The sequence below is a fragment of the Rhodococcus sp. W8901 genome (assembly GCF_013348805.1).
Lineage (GTDB): Bacteria > Actinomycetota > Actinomycetes > Mycobacteriales > Mycobacteriaceae > Prescottella.
The window spans coordinates 3,239,118-3,260,188 of the sequence record NZ_CP054690.1 but is presented as its reverse complement, the minus strand read 5'-3'; the positions used below and the strand labels follow the sequence as shown (position 1 = coordinate 3,260,188).

Here is a 21,071-nt window from a genome sequence, read left to right as displayed (position 1 = left end):
CCACCACCGGTGGCCTGGTTTTCGACCGCCACTATCGGCCTACTTTTGGACCGTCGTCAACAGACTCCATCCTTCACAAGAGATGAAGTCTCCGGACTCACCGGGGCGATTCACAAGTTCGGTTGCGAACTGCGCGAGTTCAACGGAGAAGAAGACCACATCCACCTCCTCATCAGCTTCCCCGCCACAGTCCAACTGTCCCGCCTGATCAACTCCCTCAAAGGCGTCTCCTCGAGGCATCTGCGACGCGACCACGCAGATCACCTCGACCACTATCTGTGGGGAGGACACCTCTGGTCACGCTCCTACTACTGCGGAACCGCAGGCGGCGCACCACTTTCAACGATCGCCGAGTACGTCCAGTCCCAACGACGGCCCACCTGAACAACGGCGATTCACCTCCACCCTGAACGGTGGAGCACTCTCACAAATGCCAGGTAGATTCGATGGCAGCCGTCACTGGACCGCCCCGTCCGGCGACGGTGCCGGGGAGGCGGAGCGTTAGCGATATTCCCCCAGCGGAGATCCCCCTCTGTTCCGCCTCCCCCCACTCTTCCTCGGCAGATCGCGGCCTACTTCTTGCTCGTCAGGTGCCAACGCCCGCATGGACACCGATACGAACGCCGCGGCGACTTCAACTCACGATGCCCATTGCGGCCAGCCCGTGAAAGTGCGAGTGCTGCTGCTGCACTATCGCGGTACTTCACCTTGTCCGGCGTGGGACACCGTCGACGCTCCACCTCCCGACCGGCCAGCGGCTGTCGGCCACCTTGGTAGGAGATCCGGCGACCGCCGAGCTCGTCGAGAGCCGACCGGAGCGACATCGCGTCCTGATCAGCGAACTCGTCGAGCAACGTTTGACCGTAGTACGCCGAGGTTGGCACGACGCGACATTGCAAAGCCGCTTGCCGGGCACTGAGAACGTCACGGTCGATGAACGCCAGATGCGGACTTACTACGCGCTCGTTGATCCACACCGCGCCGACCGGTGTGCCTCCGACGTCGAGCACCAGCCTCAGCGCATCGACATCCCTGAATCGCCGAGCCATCTTTCCCCCTCTCCGGACGACCCTATCGTCGCCCCGTCGACGCGAGCCTGTACGCGAGAGTGCCGAAAACCCGATGCGGAATCAGATCCGACCCTCGCATGATGCGCGCAGTAGCTGTGAGACCGTCAGACAACGCGGACTGGAAGCATGTCCGAACGCACAGCGCTGATCTGCACCAGCTGCCCGGTCTGCGGAGCCTCGATCATGCGCCCCTCTCCGAGGTAGATCGCGACGTGGTTGGCGCCATCGGCCTGCCAGTTCCCGAACCGTAGATCGCCCGGCTGCGCCTCGCCCCACGGCACCTGCCTACCGGAAGTGAACTGCACTTGCGATGTGCGCGGGAGCAAGATTCGGCCTCCAGTCGCCTGGTAGACCGCGAAACGCGTCAGTCCAGAGCAGTCGAAACCAGCTGTCGGACCCCCGGTTCCGTCGCCCATGGTCGGACCATCGAGTGCGCCTCCACCCCACTGGTAGGGCAAGCCGATCGCGGTCAACGCGGCTTCGATGATGCGGCGCGCTGCCTCGACGTCGCGGGGAAGGGTCGGGTCGAATACCAGATCTGGCAGTGCCAGCGAACCGCTGAACACCGTTCCTAGCCCGGAGAGCGAAGGGATCGAGGCCGCCGGCGGGGTGGCTACCGTGACGGGAGATGCAGCTGCCTGCAGATCGGGCGCACCGTGAGGTGATGGCGCGTCGGACTCGACAGGAGACGGGTCCGACGGCGGTAGCTGCGGATCGGTGACACGACCAGGCACCTCGAGGCCGGGGACGAGCGCACCGACCGCCTCATTCCAGTGATCGATGACCGGCGGCGGCACATCCTGAAGGTACGGCGCGAGCGCCTCCTGCATTTGCGGTGCCGCACTCTGTACCGCTTCGACGATTTGCGCACTGGTTTCTTCGACGACGGGCGGCACCGCGGCACCCTGGATCGCTGCTCCGGCAGCGGCCGCACCGGCGACCAGAAGAGAAACTGGATCGAAAGACATGAGAGCTCCTCGCTGAGTGACGTTGCGCCGGTTGACGTCCCGACGCTTCTGATCGATTCAACGGAAATGTAGATCGAACCCAGGACACTACGAACACGACGCAAATCGTCGACGGAGCTCCGTACGACCCGCCGATCAGATCCGTGACCGCACCGCACTCGATGCCACCGACCTGACCCGAACTCATCCCGGAGGCTCACAGCGTGGCCGACGCCCCAACGGCCAGCGCTAAGCCCGAATCCACCGATCAGGTTGATTAGTAGTCGGTTTCGCAATTGAATCATCGTCCGCGATTGTGGACATGAGTGCGCTCCCGACCACCGATGTCGGTTGTTCCACTGGTTTCCTTAGGTCGTGCCGTGTGCGGCTGTGGTCAGGTGGCTGTCTGATTGGGTGGGGCCCGCAGACGCTGGTGAACAGCGTGGTCCATGCGGTTGCCCAGGGCCAGGATCGAGGTAGGTGCAGGGTCCGTTGTCGTGCGGAGGAGGCGATCCGGGCTGGGACGGTAATCAGTGTGCGGCGGATCGTCGCCGTGGCGGCCTTGGCGAGCGTGCCGCCGGCGATGGTTGCGGCTGCTCGGGTGAGGTTGAATGCCATGGCGGCCAGCGTCAGCCATGCGCTGTTGGCAGTGAACTTCCCTGAGGGCATGTGCGCCAGGGGTCCGTTCTTCAAGTCGGAGTGAACCTGCTCGATGATCGCGTGATGCCGGTGGGTCTTGTCCGCCATGACTGTGTCGAGTTCTGCGCGGTCGGTGGTGGTGAAGAAGGCGTGGAATCGCCAGGTGTCGAACAACGACTCTTGTCCATCGTTGGCTTTCGTGCGCAGATCGGGGATCCGTCGAACGACCAGGCGCCCGCAAACCTGCTCGCTCGCCTTCCTCGAGGTGAATGCGGTGAACGGAACTTCGGCGACCTCGGCCTGGGAGATCCACTGGCCGGTCGGCTCGTCGTAGACGGCGTCGGTGTACTCGATCGGAACCCATGCGTCAGCTTCGATCTGCGCGATGGCGGCACGGACCTTGGGATCGAGGCGAACGGTGACTGATACGTCCGCGCCGCCCTTGATTGCGGCCCCGATTGTCGCGTGCCCGTAGAACGCTGAATCGGCGCGCAGCAGTATGTGGCTCGGCGCATCCGGGCGGCGTAGACGACGAACCGTAGCGAGAGTGTCAGCCACGATGCGGGTGGCTCCACGCGGTGATCCGCAAGAGCCCTTACGTAGGCGCTGTGAGGCGATCACGGGTGCGGCCTGTTCGGTGGTGATCGTCGCGAACAGTGCGTTCAAGCCGCGGACACCGGAGTATCCGTAGCCGGAGCCCTCCTTCTTATACCCGTGGACCTCGATGATCGTGTCGTCGACGTCGACGAGAACCCGGTCGGTGTTGATCCCGGCAACCAGTGGTGTTCGGGCCGCGAGGTTTGCCAGTAGCCGTGATGCGACAGCGTCGAGTTGCCGGACATGCCCGAATCTGAATGCTCGCAGGAACGAGCCGAGCGTGGAAGGCGCATAGGGTCGCTCAAGAATTTTGTTCATCGCGCCGTGCCGTAGAAGCGCCATATCGTCGATGCTGTCGGCACCGGCGATCATCCCTGCCACCAGCGAGGTGACTTTCAACCCGGCGTTGGCTCCCTTGTCAGTCGGCACACTCAGATGTTCATCGGCCAATGCTCCCAGGCCGGTCACGCGTGCAAGTCGCACGAGCGGTTCGAGGCCCGCGTAAGCAAGCAGATTCGGATCATCGAACCGGATCGCGGTGACCGGGCGTGACGGCGAGAGGTGAGTCATCACAGACGGTGCGCGGCGCTATCGATCTCCTCGCGTGGCCTTGTCTGCTTCGGTGCTGTTGGCCTCTGCCGCTCGAGCGGCGACCGCGAGGACTGCCACAAGCGTGGCGATGATCGCTGCGGCAAACGATGGCGGCGCTGTATCCCTGGACGAGGCGCTCCAACGAGTCCGCTGCGTTCGAGTGCGCGGTCACCGTGGCGGCGGTGGTCGCCAAGATCGCGAGTCCGACCGCACCGCCTGTTCCCCGCGCGGTGTTGACCAGTCCCGAGGCGAGGCCCGCGTGCTCGGCGTCGATGCCGGTGGTAGCCAGGGCGACGCACGGCATGATGACGATGCTCGCCCCAGCAGCCCACACGAGCGTCGGTCCGAGAATGTGCAGCACGTAGCCGCTGTGCGTGGTGATGGTCGCGAGCCAGAAGAGCCCGGCCGCCATCAGAAGACCTCCCGCGGTGATGAGACGGCGTACCCCGAATGCGGCAAGCAGCGACCTCGAGGCGAGCGCACCGAGCGTGAGCACGATGCTCATCGGTACCAGCGCGAGACCGGTCCGCAGTGGACTATTTCCGAGGACTTGCTGCAGGTAGAGCGACAAGAAGTACATCGTGGCGGTCATGATCGCGCCGAGTCCCGCAATAACGGTGTTCCCGACCACGATATTGCGTCGGCGCAGAATCGACAAGGGCACAAGTGGATTCGAGCTGCGCCGCTCGACGAGAACGAACAGCCCGAGAAGAGCGACCGCGGCACCAAGGGGCACTACGACGTAGGCCGACGCCCAGCCGTGCACCCCGGCTTGGGAGATGCCATAGGTCAGCACCCCGACACCGAGGGTGACCGTCACCGCGCCGGGCTCGTCGAGCGCCCACCTCGCACGCACCTGCGCCGGCGCGAGGGTCGCCGTCGCCAAGAACCACAACAACACGCCGATGGGGACGTTGATGAGCAGTACCCAGCGCCAACCCAGGGCACCGGTGATCACACCGCCGAGCACCAAGCCGAGCGCACCGGCCGAGCTGGAGGTGGCGCTCCAGATCGCCAACGCGCGAGCACGGCGGTCGCCGGTGTGGGTCGCGGTGAGCAGGCTCAGGCTGCTCGGCGCCAACGCCGCCGCACCGACACCCTGCGCCAGACGCGCCGCGATCAGCACAGTCGGGTCGTGAGCGAGACCGCCCGCGAGGCTGGCGAGGGTGAACACCGCGATTCCCGCGAGGAAGACTCGCCGGTGACCGATGAAATCGGCGGCACGGGCGGCCAGCAGCAACAAGCCGCCGAAGGTGACCAGATACCCATTGACGACCCACTGCAGCGCCGATGGCGACATGCCCAGATCGATGCGTATCTGGGGCAGAGCCACGTTCACCACCAGCCCGTCCAGGATCACCATCAGCTGCGCGCCACACGCCAGGACGAGCACCACGGCCAATGGGACACGGGGCTTCGCCACCGAGGACGACTGGTAAACAGTGTTCACTTGGGTGACGGTAGAGCGTGCCCGAGGCGGTGGTCAACCCCTCCGTCGTAGGCTCGACAGCCATGGCTGCACGCGGACTGACCCGGGACCGACTCGTGGCGATCGCCCATGGCTACGTGACCGAGCACGGCCTCGACGCCCTGACGATGCGGCGTCTGGCAGTCGCCGCCGGCGTCTCCCCGGGCGCCATCTACAAGCATTTCCGCGACCAACGCGACCTGCGCCGCGCGATGGCCGACGCCGTCTACGCCACCATCGATCTGTCCGACATCGACACCGACCGGCCGACTGCCGAACAGGTCATCGCCTGCTGCATGCGCATGCGGGCCGCGATGCTGCAGTTTCGAGACGGCGGCCGCATCGTCGCCGGCTCCTACTCGCCGTTCGCCGCGACGGCGGCTCTCGGTGCAACACTGCGCACACTCCTGCACGCGATCGCCCTTCCGTCCTTCGACGCCGGGAACCTCGCATACGTGCTGCGCAACTTCACCGTCGGATTCGTCATCGAGGAGCAGGCCTACCTCGGTCTGGTCGCCAACGGCGAATGGGACAGTCTCATTCAGATGCCTCCCGGCCACGAACTAGTCGAACCGGACGGCGTCTCCGACGCCATCACCATCCTCGGCGACAACCGCGACCAACGGTTTCGCGCAGGCATCGAAGCGATCCTCGCCGGAACCGTCGCCTAGCCCAAGCCCGGCACCAGTCGCTAGGGAGTCGCACATCCCCGGCCTGCGGCCTGCCATTCTATGCTTCCGTAGCGCCCCGACCAGCCACGAACGACCATCACCTGCCAGGTGAAGCGGCAGACAGGCTCAGACGCACTCAAATCATCTGAACGGCAACATGTTCCGAGCGAAGACCTTTTACCTATCCCAAAGGATCGGTGGATTCAGGCTAAGTAGATCGCGACTGCCCGAACTGTCCTGGCTACTGTGCACCATGCAGCAATGAGCTCAGCAGATGAGACGAACGAGCAGCCCCCCACGTCGTGGCAATCGCGTGGCCTGTGCAGGAGGCACCCCGAATTGTTCTTCCCCCGACAAGGCGACGGCGCCAGCAACAAGAAGGCGAAGATGCTCTGCCAGCAGTGCCCCGTCCTCACCAGCTGCCTCGAACACGCCCTGCAGTGCAACGAGAGGTATGGCATCTGGGGCGGAATGAGCCCCGCGGAGCGCCAGAGCCTACGGAAGGCCAGGCGCAGCGGATCCGCAGCCTAGCTGTGCAACTGAAGGAGGCCTATGACAACGGGTCTCGTGTTTTCTGTCGGAGCCGTTCGTACAGTGTCTGGCCGGCACCAGAGCCGGACAACCCCACCGCACCCGCAACCCTGCGGGAGCGGATCACACAACTCGACACTGAACTCGCCCAACGCAAACGCGCCGAGAACCAGGAGATTCTCAGCGCAACGCTCGCCAAATACGAAGTTCTGCACCAGATGCCAGATCGACCGATGGCTGCCCCTTCTCCGCGATGAACGGCGCCGTGGGTTCACGCTCCGGTAAGCCGAGCCACACACCGGGAGCGTGATCACCCGACTACTCGCCGATCGCACGGGCCTGACAAGCGAGTAATCCGACGCACTGCACCGCCCCGATGTAGTCCACGCCCGTGGCCGGGTCATCGGCAATCTGGCAGTGGCCATCGCCGACGGCGCCACCGCCATGTCCGACATCGTGCCCCTACGTGACCAGCACCGAATCCTCGGACCGGTAGCGTCGCTGTCGAGGGTCGGGGTCGGGGTTCCGGTCGATTGTGCAGATCGAGCCGGAGCCGCGTTGATAGCTGTTTCCACTGGTAGGTGGAGTGGATGTCCATTCAAAACCTTCCGCTCGGCCACCCCTGAGGTCTAGCCTGACCTGACAGGGTCGGGCCGGTCGAGCATCCCCGGGGTTTGCACATGATCCCTAGTAGCCGGATGTGGGTGACTCCCGCTGCAGAGTGGCGGCGCACGATCTGGGCTGTGACCCCCGTGCGACCTCGGCGGACACGGCCCCTGAGAGGAGATGATCGAGATGCTGGATCCCGGATACTGGGGACCGCTCGGTGTCGCCGTCACGGCGGCGATCGCATGGTGGTACCGGACATTTGGATGAGCCGACCCGACAACGGGCCAAGCACTGATTTGAGCGCCTGGCCCGCTGTCGTGTTGTCAGTTGTTGGTCGGCACGAAGCCCTTGCCCACGGGGTAGGGGCTGCCGGGAGAGTTGATCTCGTTCAGCACCGCCGAGAACTTCACGTACTCGCCCGCGCCACGGTTGTAGCCGACGATCTTGCCGGGATTCGTGTCGATCCATGCAGGACCGCCGCTGTCCCCGTTCCATCCGACCGCCAGGTTGCTCATTCGGGTCGCGTTCTGACCCCAGATGGCCCCGCAGGTGATGCCGGTCGACTGGCCGTCCTTGCACAGGACGCTGAAGTTCGGCGGATTCGCGACCCCGACACCGTCGATGCGGACACCCGGACCGTTCGACTGCAGGATCGCGTCGTCGTTCAACTTGATCACCAGGTAGTCGGTGCCGAACGCCGTGGGGACGTTCCGATCTTCGGGCTGAACGGGGTATCCGGTGCCATTCCAGCTGCGATACGAGATGTGCCCGATCTGCTGACGGGGGCCGTTGTTCGGGGTCCACCGATAGACCGGCGACCCGTCAGGGACCCAACTCCCCGGAAGGTTGTTGACGGTGTCCGGCAGGATGCTCGCGCAGTGCGCTGCCGAGATCGCGACCTTGTTGCCGGAGTTGTCGGTGCCCACGACTGCGAGGGTGCAGTAGTCGCCGTTCGGCTTGTCCGGTGCTGCGTTCGGTGGCTGCGATGCGTGTGGCGTCCAAGCGATGCCGTTCGAGACGACGCCGGTTGCAGCCGAAGCCGCCGGAGCGAATGCGAGCGTCGGCAGGATGAGTGCCGCGATCGACGCGAGGACGATCAAAATGCGCTTCATGATTCTCCTTCTGTTGGTGATTCCGGCGACTTGGGGGAGCTGGTGGACAAAGGGGCTTGCTCCATCGGGAGGACGAACGGCCTGGGAAGCCATATTCAGTTGGCGGCGGGGGTGACTCCCCGGCCGTCTACGGGGCCCTGTGCGGACATGTCGGAGCGCGCCATTACGCGTGGAATGCGCTGACGGCGAGTGCGAGACATCGAGTGTTCTTCTCATTTTTCTGTCCCTCTTCTTGGTGGCAGTGAGGGGTTGCTGATGAACGCCTCATCGCAGTGAAGGATCCGGGCCTCGAATCTTTGATTCGTAGGCACGTCAAATAGAGCCGTTCGGCCCAGATGCTTAATTTTGCGCGATGTCATCGGCTGAAACGAGAGCTGATGAAAGGGGCCTCGGGGGACCTTTCTGTTATTGGGGGGAGGCCGTTGGTGCGCAATATCTAATTTATTGAGGGTGCACTCGTTTCCCGAATATTCGAGCGGTCCGGGAGATCCGCGCTTCCTCGGGTCGAGCCGAGAGAGTCCGGTGCGGGTCTGGTCGACTCGGTCTCGGTGGTGGCCATGTCGGGGCGCCGCGGTGGCCGGGTGGTGCGGTCTACGCGGGGGGAAGGTCCGTTGCCGGCAGAGTCTTTTTGCTGTCCAGAGGCTTTCGCTTGTCGTCGGTATCGGGCGTCGCGTGCGGCCTGCAAGGCGCGGCGTGCAGAGGGGAGGTCTTCGTGGCAGATTCTCAAGTGGGCTGCGCCGGCGCCCCATGCGGTCACGAGGTTTCCGGTGATACCCCGCCAGCCGCAGGTGCAGACGACGACTGTGGAGAATCGTGTGGCATCGATGTAGATGGTGGCCATGTCCTTGCTCCATATCCGTGAAGATCGGTGGTTAGAGACACGGAGAGCGGCAAGTTCGCAGTAGCTCGGCTACTGCGAGCTCACCGCTCGAGAGACTTGGATTTCTGGCTGGTGTCGGTGACGCTGGGGATGCGCTGTCGCCGATTCCAGCCCTTCCTGTGGGCACGTGCCGGCGACCATGTCCGTGGGACCGCGACTCTCGCGGGCCGATCGGGCACCGAACGTCGCGAGAACCTCAAAGAGCAACGCAGGCGGCGGAGTTGGTGTGCCACATTCGCCCCGGCACCGCTGAGCGCTCGGCACAGTCGACGCAATCGACGTAGCCGTCGTCGCGTCCAAACGCGACTCCACCCCTGCAGTAGTGCCCCCATGTTCAAACGGTATTGACGGTGCACTCGTTTCCCGCCAAACAGGCAAAACCCCAGCACCACGGTTCAGCGCGGGGACACGGTCTGGACGCAGACGCGAAGGGGTTGCCGTGTGTATCCACGTGACTGGCTCGGCCAGGTATCGGTGGAGCGCCGCCGCTGGGTGACCATCGAGGAAGCTACGGCCGACGACGTTCTGCGAGATGTCGTCGGCCGTAGCCTCGTCTCAGAACCAGCGGTAGTCCTGGCCGTTACCCCAGTCAGAGTAGTGGTTGACGTCCTTGTCGTAGGCGTCGTGTGTGCCGCCGACGAAGTAGCCGTCCCAAGTCGCCTGCGAGTTGCAGATGTGGTCGCTGTTGTTGCACACCGTCCACACCGGCACTCCGCTGTAGAAGTTGTCCGCACCCGCCAGCGGCGGGTAGAGGTTGAACGGGAAGTCGGTCTGCGCGAACCCCGGACCGCCCGGTCCCGCAGGGCGTTTCGGGTCTGCGAGCAGGACAGCGTTGATGTTGCCGAACCCGGTTCCGTTCTCCGTGAGCCAGACATGAACGACCGCGGCGCCACCGGAATGGCCGACCATCTTGATGTGGTCGCCGGGACAGAACCGGCGATGATCCCGCGTGAGCCGGTTCAGCTCGTTGACCCCGGCTCGGGTGTCGTAGCTGTTGTAACCGACGCGCTGGTTCTGGTTGAAGAAGCCGTCCGAATTGTTGTTGTTCAGTCCGCCGACGACGACGGACCAGGTGCCGACACACTGATTGATCGGAGTTTCCGCGGATGCCGTGGGTGTGAACACGCCCAGTAGCCCCAGCATCGCTGCCAATGCGAAGATGAGTCGTTTCATGACTCCCCGCCCCTTAGATTTCGTCATGCTTCGGTCGCTATTTCCGGGATCGACTCGATGCATGTCTCGAGATACCGATTGTTTTCTGGCCATCTGGCCAGGCGGATATGCCTCCGTTGCCTTGAGTTGGATTCGGATTGGCGGCAGAGTTTCCGGTAGCGATGGGGAGCTGCCCCGATCCGGGGCCGGTTTTATTCCCGCTCCGCCCCTAACTGGGTTTCAGTGAGGGCGACCGCGATTGGTAGTTCGATTATTTCCCCACGGCGTTCTGCTGCGCACTTTCAAATATATTGAGAGTGCACTCGATTCAAGAATCCGGAATCGGATCGCTCGCTTCGTCGAGGTGCCGCCTGGTCCCCAGGCTTGGTCTGGGACGTAAGTTCAGCTAGATCTTGGGCCGACTGGGGTCGGGCTGCCGGGCGTAGGCGTGTTCCAGCTGTGCGAATAGGGCGAGCAACACGAGCGGTGAGCAGTAGAGTGACGAAACCTGGCCCCGACCGTGCTTGGAGGTCGCCATGCTCGATTTCGTTCGCCGATCGGTCGCCTGCGCAGCGATCGTCGCCGGTTCGGTACTGGTGCCGGTGGCTGTCGCCTCCGCCGCGGTCACCGTCCCGTTCCAGATCAACCCGGCGCCGTTCGGAAACCCGAACGGCAGCCTCGACGTTCCCTCGATCCGCTGCTGGGCCGTGGTCGGCGAACAGCCCGGGACGGTGACGATCACCGGCCCGAAGGACGGCATAAGGGCGTGCCTACTCCCGGGCGACATGCACTGGCTGAACCTGTCGAGCGGAGCCTCCGGCACCGCCCGGATGTCGGCCGGAACGGACGGATACCCGGAAGCAACCCTGCCGACCGGAACCGGGCAGGTCGTCATCGCCGCCACTTCCCCCGCCGGCCCATACACACCGGGCGTTGCCGTCGTCTACGTTCCGTAGTCAACTCCCCGGTGCCGGCCGGGCACGCGGGTCTCCCACTCACCAGATTCGGACAATGGTACGGACCTCGTGATCGCAGGCTTCGCCGATTTCTGATGCCGTGCAGTTACTTCGACGCCTAGCCTCGATCTTTCGTGAGCGCGGCGTGCCGGCCTGATCGAGTTCGGTTTTCTTGTCCCGGTGATGGTTCCGGTTTCCGGACGTGGCGGGGTGGCCGACGCGGTCGGGTTGCGTCGGGGTCCACGGCCCCGAATGATGGTGCTCCTTTCGTCCCGGCGGGGAAGATTTCCGCTGGTCAGGTCACTGTTTTTGGTGTCGTCACGCGTGTGATCGCGGCGACGAGCAGGTCGACGTGGGGTGCGTGGGCGGCGAGTTTGAGGTGGATGCGTCGGGCGTGACGGACGATGCGGCCGGCGATGTGGAACAGCCGGAGTCGGAGTCGTTTCGGTTCCCAGCGTCGGGCGGTTTCGGTGTCGAACGCGAGGAGTTGTGTCCAGGCGATCAGTTCGCCGGCGAGTTGCACGATCTGCAGCCAGATCCGGTTCTGGTCGAACCCGTGTAGCGGAAGGTTCTGCAGGCCAGTGTCTTTCGCGCCCCGGATCCGGTCCTCGCAACGGGCCCGGCGGCGGTGCCGCAGCTCGAGATCCGGGAGTTGGCCGCGGGTGGTGTTGGTGGCGAACGCGGTCAACCGCAGACCCTCGTGGTCGGTGAACCGCAGTTGCGCGCCGGGGTGCGGCCGCTCCTTGCGGACGATGACCCGCATCCCAGCGGGCCAGGTAGACAGGTCGATCAGCCCGGTGAGCTCGGCGACCCAGGCGCCGTCACGGACCTTCCCGTCGGCGTCGTAGGCGGGCGTCCACACGGTCTTCGGGATCAGGTCGATCGCCGCGGTCATGGTGTCGGTGAGCCCGAACCCGATCGAGTACGCCAACCGCCGCTTGGTCAGGTAGTCGAGAAAGTCGTGCGTGCCGCCGGCGCCATCGGTGCGGATCAACACTTTCTTCCCGACCCGGTAGCCCGGATCGAACGGCAACTGCGCCAACGCATCCTTGACCACGGTCACATGGTCTGCAGCGGTGTTCGAGCCGGCATTTCCGGGCCGCAGGAGCATCGCCACCGGCTCACCGGTCCCGCCATCACCGTGGTCGACGAACGCGCACAACGGATGAAACCCGAAGCCACGCTTGAATGTCGGGGCTGCGGATTCCTTCTCCGAGTGCGCGGTCACCAGGGTGGCATCGATGTCGACGACCAGCGGATCCTTCTCGTCGATCCGATGATCGGGTGTCCGGTCTCCGGCCGCGGCCCATGCACGGCGTCGGGCCGCAGCGCGAGCACTCCCGATCGCCGCGAGTGCGGCGCCGGGGTCCGCGGCCAGCGCGGTGACCAGCCTCGATACGGTCGGGTCGGAGGCGACCGGACCGAACACCTGCGGGTGCGCCCGCAACTGCGCGATGTCGGCCAGGCAGTCACCGCCGAGCGCGAGCGTGACCGCGAGATCCAACACGATCTTGCCCGGGTCGTGCGTCGCGAGGGGCTTGCACCACGGCTCGAGCGCGGCCGACAGGGCGGTGGTCAGGCCTGTTTTCTCGGCGGTACGCAGCAACAAGACCGTCCCGGCATGCGACACGACGCCGGTTCCGGTGGCCGATGCGGACAGGTGTGGGTACGGGGACGTAGACTTGGCCACCTGAAAGGTGCTCCTTGATCACGCGATTGTTCAACCTTAGACAAGTCGAATTATCGCAGGTCGGAGCACCTTTCTTCGTCAGTGACACAGGTGTTCAGCCGAATTACCGTGAAAGCGGCAGGCTAACTGCACCGGAGCTAAGTCCTACATGACTTCTCCCAACTATGGTTTCGTCGTCAGATCCGTCTTCGCCTGCGAGCTCTGTCGATCGGAGAACTAGAAGCCGGCCCCTTCATCAGGACGCGATTCCTACGGTGATCGCGGGGCGGTCGGCCAGTGCGTCGACCGTCACCGCGGGCGTACCGCTTCGGGTGCCCACGAAGGCCTGCGCCAATCCGTTGGCACTCGGGTAGCTCAGAACCTCGACCACAGAAGATTCATCACTCTCGGGCAGTAGCCGTTTCGGCATCTCGCGGCGCAGCGACACGATGTTCGAGTCGACTCCAATCATGTCAATCTGCAGGATGCACGAACCCGAAATCGACACTGGATCGTCCGTGCCCTGCAACAGTGGCATCTGAACGAAGCGCGCTGTCCACCCGATATATCCGTCGCCACTCAGGCTGAAAACGATGGCGTCCACCCCAGCCGCCTGCTCGATCTTTATCGATACGACGCTGGGCCGGGCGGGTGGGGGCGTCGGCTCCTCTCCGGGCTGCAATGGCATCGCGGGCGCAAGGGTCGCAGCGGCGGGCGGGTTGCCGACGAGGATGTGCCCAGAGAAGGATTCGAACTGCTGGCACGACATAGGTGTAGCCGGGGAAGTCGTATCAACACTGACGCTGTCCTCAACCTGCGCTCCACACGCCGTCGTCAAGAGCAAAGCTGGAAGGGCGAGGACGCCCCTACTCGCCAACTTTCGTTTACCTACGAGCACGCTGTGCTCCTTTGTCGTTAGCGGGTTGTACCGTTCATAAGGTTCATCGTCTCCGTCGGCCGAATCGTTGCCAGGAGGGGCGTTGGGAGCTGAGACAGAACGTCGTGGCATGTGGATTGGCCTCAAGTAGAACTTGAATCGCCCCGGCATGTCTGGAGACTTACGAGTTTGAGAACTCAGCGACTGGCTGAGTTCGGTGATCACGGTAGTAGAGGGCTTCATACTCGGCCGGCGGCAGGTCGCCGCAGTGCTCGTACAACCTGCGGTGATTGAACCAGTCGACCCATTCGAGAGTGGCGACCTCGACCTGGTCAACGGTCCGCCACGGCCCCTGGGCCTTGATCAGTTCGGTCTTGTAGAGGCCGTTGATCGATTCGGCGAGCGCGTTGTCGTAGCTGTTGCCGGTGGCGCCGATCGAGGCATCGATACCGGCGTCGACGAGTCGCTTGGTGAAGGCCACCGACGTGTATTGCGACCCGCGATCGTGGTGATGAATCAGCCCGGACAGATCGTCGATGCCCTCGCGCTGCCGGGTCCAGATCGCGTGCTCGATTGCGTCGAGGACCAGCTGCGCGGTCATCGTGGTCGCGGTCCGCCAGCCCACGATCCGGCGGGCGTAGGCATCGATCACGAACGCCACATATACCCACCCGGACCACGTCGACACGTACGTGAAGTCCGCTACCCACAACACATTCGGTGCTTCGGGGCAGAACTGACGTTGCACCAGATCGTCCGGGCGCCTCGCTTGTGGATCAGCGATGGTGGTGCGTTTGGCCTTGCCGCGGCGGGCGCCCTCGAGTGCGAGGTCGCCCATCAGTCGTTCGACCGTGCAGCGGGCCACTTCGATGCCCTCCCGGTGGCATTGCAGCCACACTTTCCGGGCGCCGTAGACCGAGTAGTTCTCCCGGTGAACGCGGACGATCTCGACCTTGAGTTCCTCGTCGCGGATCTGCCGCTTCGAGGGTTGTCGCCGGCGGGCGCAGGCATCGTAGTAGGTGGACGGCGCGATCTTGCAGCCGTGTGCGGTCAGCACACGGCAGATCGGCTCGACGCTGTACTCCTGCTTGTGTTCGTCGATATAGTCGACGATCACCGATTGCGGCGGTCGAGCTCCGCCGCGAAGAAAGTCGACGCCGACTTCAGAATATCGTTGGCACGCTTGAGTTCTCGATTCTCAGCCCGAAGCCGGCGGAGTTCCTCGGCCATCTCGCTGGTCACCCCGGGACGCTTCCCGGCGTCAACCTGATCGCGACGAACCCAGTTCAACAAGGTCTGCGCCGACCCGATGCCCAACTTGCCGGCAACCGACTCGATCGCCGCCCACTCCGACAAGTACTCGCCGCGCACCTCGGCGACCATCCGCACCGCCCGCTCACGCAGCTCGGCCGGGTACTTCCTCGAACCTGACATGACTCCATCCTTCACAAGAGATGAAGTCTCCGGACTCACCGGGCGATTCATGTTGCAACTCCAAGGGCCGTTTTACTACGCATTGTAGTAAAACGCTCGGTTGCGTTGGCTGCGTCGGTTAGGTTGGTCGCATGGGGACACTGGGGAGGCCGGATCCGTCTAGCGTCGACGTGGATTCGGGAATGCAAACTGATGGCGATCGGCCGAGTGGCGCAGTGGATTCGGCGCTTCCGAAGCCACGGCGCAGGCTATTTCGAGTGGTGCTATGGATATTCGTCGGTTTGGTATCGGTAGTTGTTGTTGCCATTGCGATTTCGACATCTGTCCATTGGTGGCAGACCCCCCGCGACAAGGCGGCCATCGAGGAGGCGGTCGGCTCCGGCCACCGGTATGTCGAGGTGGACGGGCATCGGATGAGCGTCGCGGTTCAGGGCTCGGGACCGCGGACTGTCGTCCTGATGCCCGGCCTGGCCACGCCGGAACCGATCCTCGGCTTCGCCCCGCTGGCCCGGCGCTTGGCGGAGCAGAACACGGTCGTCACGGTCGAGCCCTTCGGGCTGGGGTTGAGCGACGGAACCGACGCCCCACGCACCAGCGAGGCGATCGTCGACGAGACCCGGGGCGCTCTCCGGGAGTTGGGGCTGGACGGACCCTATGTTCTGATGCCCCATTCGGTTTCGGGTCTGTACGCGATGTGGTGGGCCACCCACCACCCGGACGAGGTCGCCGCAGTGGTGGGCCTGGACGACGAGCGCTACACGTCTGACGCTGCCCAGGGCGCCCCGGAGTGGCCGCGTTGGATGGCCGGCGTCAACGCTGTCGGCGGCACCCGAGACCTGATCGCCCTGGACAGGAGCACCGACTACCTGGGGCTGGTGGCCGACTACCGGGAGAGTCTCGGCGACGCGGACGAGTACACCCCGGACCAGCAGGACCTGTACCTGCGTGCGTACTCGTGGGTGTTGAACCCGACCGTGCTGGATGAGATGGCCCGTGGGGCGGAGAACGTGCAAACGGCCGAGGGTGCCGTGTTCCCGTCGACGCTACCGGCGCTGTCGATCCTCGCCGCGTCCTCGCTCGAGGTGGAGCCGGAATGGGAGTCCGCGCATCGCGCCTCGATCAGCAACCCGGCGATCCAGCAGGTCACGGTTATGGACGGCCATCACTACCTGTTCCATGCCCACGCGGCGGCGATTGCCGAGATGACGCAACGTTTCCTCGACGAGCATGTCCAGACTCAATGACGATGGGCGAGATCAAGTCGAGCATGACCTGATGCGGGCGCTGCTGCGGGACCGGCATTCGGACCTCGGAGACCTCGAGATTCGAGACGTCGACTGAGGCCGGCGGCGACGACGTTGGCGTCGAATACCTGGAAGTGTCGTGAGGCCCGGGCCGGTGATCGTCGCCGGCCGGTCGCTCACCGGTCGGGCTCAGACCGGCGGCCGCAGGGCCGCGAACTCGTCGGTCACCCGCAGTCGGGTGTCGGTGAAGCGGTAGAGGGCGGCCGGCCTGCCGCCGGTGCGTCCGGACGGCGCGGTGTTGCCGGTCGCGGTGATGACGCCGCGTCGGGTCAGGACCCGCTGGAGGTTCGTCGTGTCGACCTGGTAACCGAGTGCTGCACAATAGATTTCACGCAACGTGGACATCGAGAACTCGTCCGGCGCGAGGGCGAACGCGATGTTGGTATACGACAGCTTCGCGGCCAGTCGCATCCGGGCGTGCTCGACGACCGTTCCGTGGTCGAACGACATTGCCGGGAGCGCGGACACCGGGTGCCACGCGGTGTCGGGTGGCAGCTGCGGATCGGCGGGGAGGGGGACCAGGCCCAGGTAGGTCGAGGCGATCCGGCGATTCCCGGGAACCCGGTGGGGGTCGCTGAACACTGACAGCTGTTCCAGATGGGCCACCTCGCGGACGTCGACCTTCTCGGCGAGCTGACGCCGGGCCGACGTCTTGAGGTCCTCGTCGTCCCTCAGGGTGCCGCCCGGCAACGACCAGGTGCCCTTCTGTGGATCGAGAGCGCGCTGCCACAGCAGAACCATCAGTTCGTCCGTTCGGCAACAATTCGTTCCGTGATGGCCGTCACCTGCGGCGATGGTTTCCGGGGCCGGTCGAACCTGGAACACCGCGGTGAGCACTTCGTGGACGGTGCTACCATGTGACATGTTTTCGATCCTAAGTCGAAAACCTCGATTTCGGAAATTCGGGCCAGCCCGCCCGGGTTTTAGTGACGGAGCTACGAACGAGCTTCGCGAAGAAGGAGTGGCCATGACTTCGACGATTCCGCCGTTGCGGGCCGATGGCACGGGACGGATCGTGGACGGCCCCGGTGGGTACACCGGCGTCGAGGCCGGACCCGAGTGGGCCGCCGAGGTGCGCCGCCTCGCCAAGGAGCGCGGCGCGACCCTGCTGGCGCACAACTACCAGCTGCCCGAGATCCAGGACGTCGCCGATCACGTCGGCGACTCGCTGGCACTGTCGCGGATCGCGGCCGAGGCGCCCGAGGACACGATCGTCTTCTGCGGCGTCCACTTCATGGCCGAGACCGCCAAGATCCTCAGCCCCGAGAAGACGGTGCTGATCCCGGACGAGCGGGCCGGCTGCTCGCTCGCCGACTCGATCACCGCGGATCAGCTCCGCGAGTGGAAGGCCGAGCACCCCGATGCGTTGGTGGTGTCGTACGTCAACACCACCGCCGAGGTGAAGGGCCTGACCGACATCTGCTGCACGTCGTCCAATGCCGTCGACGTCGTCGCCTCGATCGACCCCGACCGGGAGGTGCTGTTCCTTCCCGACCAGTTCCTCGGCGCGCACGTCAAGCGAGTGACGGGCCGCGAGAACATGCTGATCTGGGCGGGCGAGTGCCACGTGCACGCCGGCATCAACGGTGACGAGCTCACCGCTAAGTCGAAGAGCCACCCGGACGCCGAGCTGTTCGTCCACCCGGAGTGCGGCTGCGCCACATCGGCGCTCTACCTCGCGGGTGAGGGCTTCGTGCCCGAGGACAAGGTCAAGATCCTCTCGACCGGCGGCATGCTCGACGCTGCCCGCGAGACCGGTGCCAAGCAGGTCCTCGTGGCGACCGAGGTCGGCATGCTGCACCAGCTGCGCAAGGCGGCGCCCGGCGTCGACTTCCAGGCTGTCAACGATCGCGCGTCGTGCCCGTACATGAAGATGATCACCCCGGCCGCACTGCTGCGCTGCCTCGTCGAGGGCAAGGACGAGGTCCACGTCGCTCCCGACGTCGCCGAGCGCGCACGAAAGTCCGTGCAGCGCATGATCGAGATCGGGAACCCCGGCGGCGGGGAGTAGTGGTCGCCGGACCCGGGGGTGACGGCGTCGTGTGGGAGGCGCGCGCAGATCTGGTCGTCGTCGGTGGTGGCGTCGCCGGGCTGACGGCCGCGCGGGTCGCGGCCGAACAGGGACTCCGGGTTCTCGTGCTGAGCAAGGGCGGCCCGACCGACACCGCCACGCAGTACGCGCAGGGCGGGATCGCCATCGTGGGCGATCCCCGCACCGACTCGGTGGACTCGCACGCCGGCGACACCTGCGTTGCCGGTGTGGGGCTGTGCGACGAGGTCGCGGTCCGATCGATCGTGTCCGCGGGACGGGAGGCGTTCACCGCGCTCACGGCGTTGGGTGCGGTGTTCGACATGGGCTCGGACGGCGCCGTGTCGCGTACCCGCGAGGGCGGGCACAGCACCCGTCGCATCGTCCACGCGGGCGGCGACGCGACCGGTGCCGAAGTCCAGCGGGCGCTGAACGCGGCCGGAATACCGGTGCTCTTCGGGGCAGCCGCGGCGCGCGTCTCCACCGACCGCCGGGGCGTCACCGGCCTGATCGTGCTGTCGGACAGGGGACTGGGCGTCATCCATGCACCGGCCGTGGCCCTCGCGACCGGCGGGCTGGGGCAGTTGTACTCGTGCAGCACCAATCCGTCCGGCTCCACCGGTGACGGTATCGCGTTGGCGCTCGAGGTGGGCGCCTCCGTGGCCGATCTCGAGTTCGTGCAGTTCCACCCCACCGTCCTGTTCGCGCCGGGCGGCGTCGGCCGGCGCCCGCTCATCAGCGAGGCGGTCCGTGGTGAGGGCGCGCGACTGGTGGACGCCGATGGGCGTTCGGTCACCGACGGCGTGCACCCACAGGGCGACCTGGCGCCGCGGGACGTCGTCTCACGAGCCATAGCCCGACGGCTCCGTGAGTCCGGCACCGATCATGTCTACCTCGACGCACGGCACCTGACCGGGTTCGTGAGCCGGTTCCCGACAGTGACCGCGTCGTGTCTGGCCGCGGGAATCGATCCGACCGAGCAGTTGATCCCGGTGGCCCCGGCCGCGCACTACTCGTGCGGTGGTGTCGTCACCGACGTCCACGGACGCACCGAGGTGCCGGGGTTGTACGCGGCCGGTGAGGTGGCTCGTACGGGACTGCACGGTGCGAACCGTCTCGCGTCGAACAGCCTGCTCGAAGGGCTGGTCGTCGGCGAGCGGGTGGGCCTGGCGGCGGCCGAGCGTGCCGACCTGTCCGTGGAGGCGGACGACCTGCTGCTGCCGTTCCGGCGGCATGCCCCGCGCGAACGGGTGCAGGCGCTCATGACGGCGCACGCGTCGGTGGTGCGTGACGGCGACGGACTGTCTTCCGCAGCAGCCGAATTGGCAGGAAGTGGAGTCGCGGTGGCCGGCAACGGCGTTGCGCTCGAAGACACCGCGCTCACGGTCGCGGCGTCGGCGCTCGTGCTGGCCGCGTCCGCGCGACGTGAGACCCGGGGTTGCCACACTCGGACCGACTACTCCGAGACATCCGACGACTACCGCCGCAGCATCCCGGTCCGTATCGGGCGCGACGGCGAACTGGAACTATCCGAACTGCAATCGACAGGAGCACGATGACCACGCTGGAGCGACTCGATCCGCAGGAAACCTTGACGTTGGTGCGCACCGCACTCGACGAGGATCTGCGGTACGGCCCGGATGTCACCTCCGCGGCGACCGTTCCCGAAGGGGCTGTCGCAACTGCGTCCGTGGTGGCCAGGGCGGCCGGCACGGTGGCGGGCGTCGACGTGGGTTTGACGGTGCTCGACGAGGTGATCGGCGCCGGAAACTACGAGGTTCAGGGGCGGGTCGCCGACGGCACCCGCATCCAGCCCGGTGACGCGGTGCTCACGGTCAGCGCTCCCACCCGGGGGCTGCTCACCGCCGAGCGGACCATGCTCAACCTGGTGTGTCACCTGTCCGGCATTGCCACCGCCACGTCCGAATGGGTCGACGCGGTGGCCGGTACCGAGTGCAAGATTCGCGACAGTCGTAAGACCCTGCCCGGGCTGCGGGGACTGCAGAAGTACGCGGTGCGGGTCGGCGGCGGCGTCAACCACCGGATGGGTCTCGGCGATGCCGCGCTCATCAAGGACAACCATGTTGCCGCCGCGGGTTCGGTCATCGCTGCCTTGCATGCCGTTCGTGCGGCGGCGCCCGACATCGAGTGCGAGGTCGAGGTCGACAACCTCGCCCAACTCGACGAGGTCCTCGCCGAGGGGGTCGACCTCGTTCTGCTGGACAACTTCCCGCTCTGGCAGACGCAGATCGCGGTACAGCGCCGCGACACCCTCGCGCCGCAGACCAAGCTCGAGTCGTCGGGTGGGCTCACCCTCGATGTCGCAGCCGAGTACGCCGCGACCGGCGTCGACTTCCTCGCCGTCGGTGCTCTCACGCACTCGGTGACGGTCCTCGATCTCGGTCTCGACATGTAGTTCGCCGCTGCACAGGGTGCCGTCGGGGCTGTGACGACACGGCCTCGGCGGCACGGTTGTCTATCCGCTGACGCCCGGGTTTGCGCGGTATGGTCCCGGCAAGGTTCGGGCAGGAGGCG

At 65.4% G+C, this 21,071-nt stretch carries 16 protein-coding genes, 1 pseudogene and 1 other annotated feature; of the genes and pseudogenes, 8 read left to right on the top strand and 9 right to left on the bottom strand.

Features of this window, described 5'->3' with window-relative positions; all coding sequences use genetic code 11:
* Positions 1–9 precede the first annotated feature (9 nt).
* Positions 10–384 (top strand): IS200/IS605 family transposase, encoded by a 375-nt coding sequence (tnpA, locus tag HUN07_RS27485; RefSeq protein WP_217487131.1) that lies wholly within the window; start codon positions 10–12, stop codon positions 382–384.
* Positions 385–1,174: 790 nt separating this feature from the next.
* On the opposite strand, the gene HUN07_RS15340 is transcribed toward tnpA, so the two are convergent.
* From HUN07_RS15340 to HUN07_RS15330, 3 genes and pseudogenes are all read right to left on the bottom strand, one after another.
* The gene (locus HUN07_RS15340; RefSeq protein ID WP_174910707.1) at positions 1,175–2,038 is read right to left on the bottom strand and encodes an NlpC/P60 family protein; all 864 of its coding nucleotides are present in this window, start codon (positions 2,036–2,038) and stop codon (positions 1,175–1,177) included.
* 396 nt (positions 2,039–2,434) lie between these two features.
* Positions 2,435–3,823: pseudogene (locus HUN07_RS15335) on the bottom strand (IS1380 family transposase); the annotation flags it as partial.
* Positions 3,774–5,294 carry an MFS transporter gene (locus HUN07_RS15330; protein ID WP_174910704.1) on the bottom strand — a complete coding sequence of 507 codons (1,521 nt, stop codon included), beginning with the start codon at positions 5,292–5,294 and terminating at the stop codon, positions 3,774–3,776. The pseudogene HUN07_RS15335 and the gene HUN07_RS15330, both read right to left, overlap by 50 nt.
* A 62-nt stretch (positions 5,295–5,356) precedes the next feature.
* Between HUN07_RS15330 and HUN07_RS15325 the strand changes: the two genes are divergently transcribed.
* On the top strand, positions 5,357–5,983 hold the full coding sequence (locus tag HUN07_RS15325; RefSeq protein WP_174910701.1) for a TetR/AcrR family transcriptional regulator: 627 nt from the start codon (positions 5,357–5,359) through the stop codon (positions 5,981–5,983).
* A 261-nt stretch (positions 5,984–6,244) separates the two neighbouring features.
* A complete protein-coding gene (locus tag HUN07_RS15320) occupies positions 6,245–6,514 on the top strand; it encodes a WhiB family transcriptional regulator (protein ID WP_174910699.1) in 270 nt (89 codons plus the stop codon).
* Between the two features lie 932 nt (positions 6,515–7,446).
* On the opposite strand, the gene HUN07_RS15315 is transcribed toward HUN07_RS15320, so the two are convergent.
* Together HUN07_RS15315 and HUN07_RS15310 are read right to left on the bottom strand one after the other, a co-directional pair.
* Entirely contained in the window at positions 7,447–8,235 is a 789-nt protein-coding gene (locus tag HUN07_RS15315) for a hypothetical protein (RefSeq protein WP_174910696.1), read from the bottom strand.
* A gap of 1,435 nt (positions 8,236–9,670) precedes the next feature.
* Positions 9,671–10,288, bottom strand: coding sequence for a cutinase family protein (locus HUN07_RS15310; protein ID WP_254622528.1), 618 nt, complete (start codon positions 10,286–10,288; stop codon positions 9,671–9,673).
* Between the two features lie 515 nt (positions 10,289–10,803).
* On the opposite strand from HUN07_RS15310, the gene HUN07_RS15305 reads away from it, so the two are divergent.
* Positions 10,804–11,223, top strand: coding sequence for a hypothetical protein (locus tag HUN07_RS15305; RefSeq protein WP_174910691.1), 420 nt, complete (start codon positions 10,804–10,806; stop codon positions 11,221–11,223).
* Between the two features lie 295 nt (positions 11,224–11,518).
* Here the strand turns inward: HUN07_RS15305 and HUN07_RS15300 are convergent, their stop codons facing one another.
* From HUN07_RS15300 to HUN07_RS15290, 3 genes are all read right to left on the bottom strand, one after another.
* Positions 11,519–12,913, bottom strand: a complete 1,395-nt coding sequence (locus HUN07_RS15300; protein WP_174910688.1) for an IS1380 family transposase — start codon at positions 12,911–12,913, stop codon at positions 11,519–11,521.
* A gap of 235 nt (positions 12,914–13,148) precedes the next feature.
* A complete protein-coding gene (locus tag HUN07_RS27030; RefSeq protein ID WP_441346823.1) occupies positions 13,149–13,580 on the bottom strand; it encodes an AMIN-like domain-containing (lipo)protein in 432 nt (143 codons plus the stop codon).
* A gap of 370 nt (positions 13,581–13,950) precedes the next feature.
* Positions 13,951–15,203 (bottom strand): IS3 family transposase gene (locus tag HUN07_RS15290; protein ID WP_254622526.1). Its coding sequence is split into 2 segments (ribosomal slippage): positions 13,951–14,921 and positions 14,921–15,203, totalling 1,254 coding nucleotides; the frame shifts between segments, so codons are not numbered across the junction.
* Positions 14,794–14,922 (bottom strand) — a sequence feature (AL1L pseudoknot). It overlaps the preceding gene by 129 nt.
* Before the next feature lie 413 nt (positions 15,204–15,616).
* On the opposite strand from HUN07_RS15290, the gene HUN07_RS15285 reads away from it, so the two are divergent.
* The gene (locus tag HUN07_RS15285; RefSeq protein WP_254622525.1) at positions 15,617–16,447 is read left to right on the top strand and encodes an alpha/beta fold hydrolase; all 831 of its coding nucleotides are present in this window, start codon (positions 15,617–15,619) and stop codon (positions 16,445–16,447) included.
* Between the two features lie 189 nt (positions 16,448–16,636).
* Here HUN07_RS15285 and HUN07_RS15280 read toward each other — a convergent pair whose 3' ends face one another.
* The gene (locus tag HUN07_RS15280; RefSeq protein ID WP_114722765.1) at positions 16,637–17,371 is read right to left on the bottom strand and encodes an NUDIX hydrolase; all 735 of its coding nucleotides are present in this window, start codon (positions 17,369–17,371) and stop codon (positions 16,637–16,639) included.
* 103 nt (positions 17,372–17,474) lie between these two features.
* Here HUN07_RS15280 and nadA point away from each other — a divergent pair, with 103 nt between their 5' ends.
* From nadA to nadC, 3 genes are read left to right on the top strand one after another with little or no spacing between them, the layout of a single operon-like run.
* The gene (gene nadA, locus HUN07_RS15275) at positions 17,475–18,518 is read left to right on the top strand and encodes a quinolinate synthase NadA (protein ID WP_114722766.1); all 1,044 of its coding nucleotides are present in this window, start codon (positions 17,475–17,477) and stop codon (positions 18,516–18,518) included.
* The gene (locus HUN07_RS15270) at positions 18,518–20,095 is read left to right on the top strand and encodes an L-aspartate oxidase (RefSeq protein ID WP_174910685.1); all 1,578 of its coding nucleotides are present in this window, start codon (positions 18,518–18,520) and stop codon (positions 20,093–20,095) included. Before nadA ends, HUN07_RS15270 begins: the two co-directional genes overlap by 1 nt.
* Positions 20,092–20,952: a carboxylating nicotinate-nucleotide diphosphorylase gene (gene nadC / locus HUN07_RS15265; RefSeq protein WP_114722768.1), complete on the top strand. Its 861-nt coding sequence runs from the start codon at positions 20,092–20,094 to the stop codon at positions 20,950–20,952. Before HUN07_RS15270 ends, nadC begins: the two co-directional genes overlap by 4 nt.
* Positions 20,953–21,071: the final 119 nt, after the last annotated feature.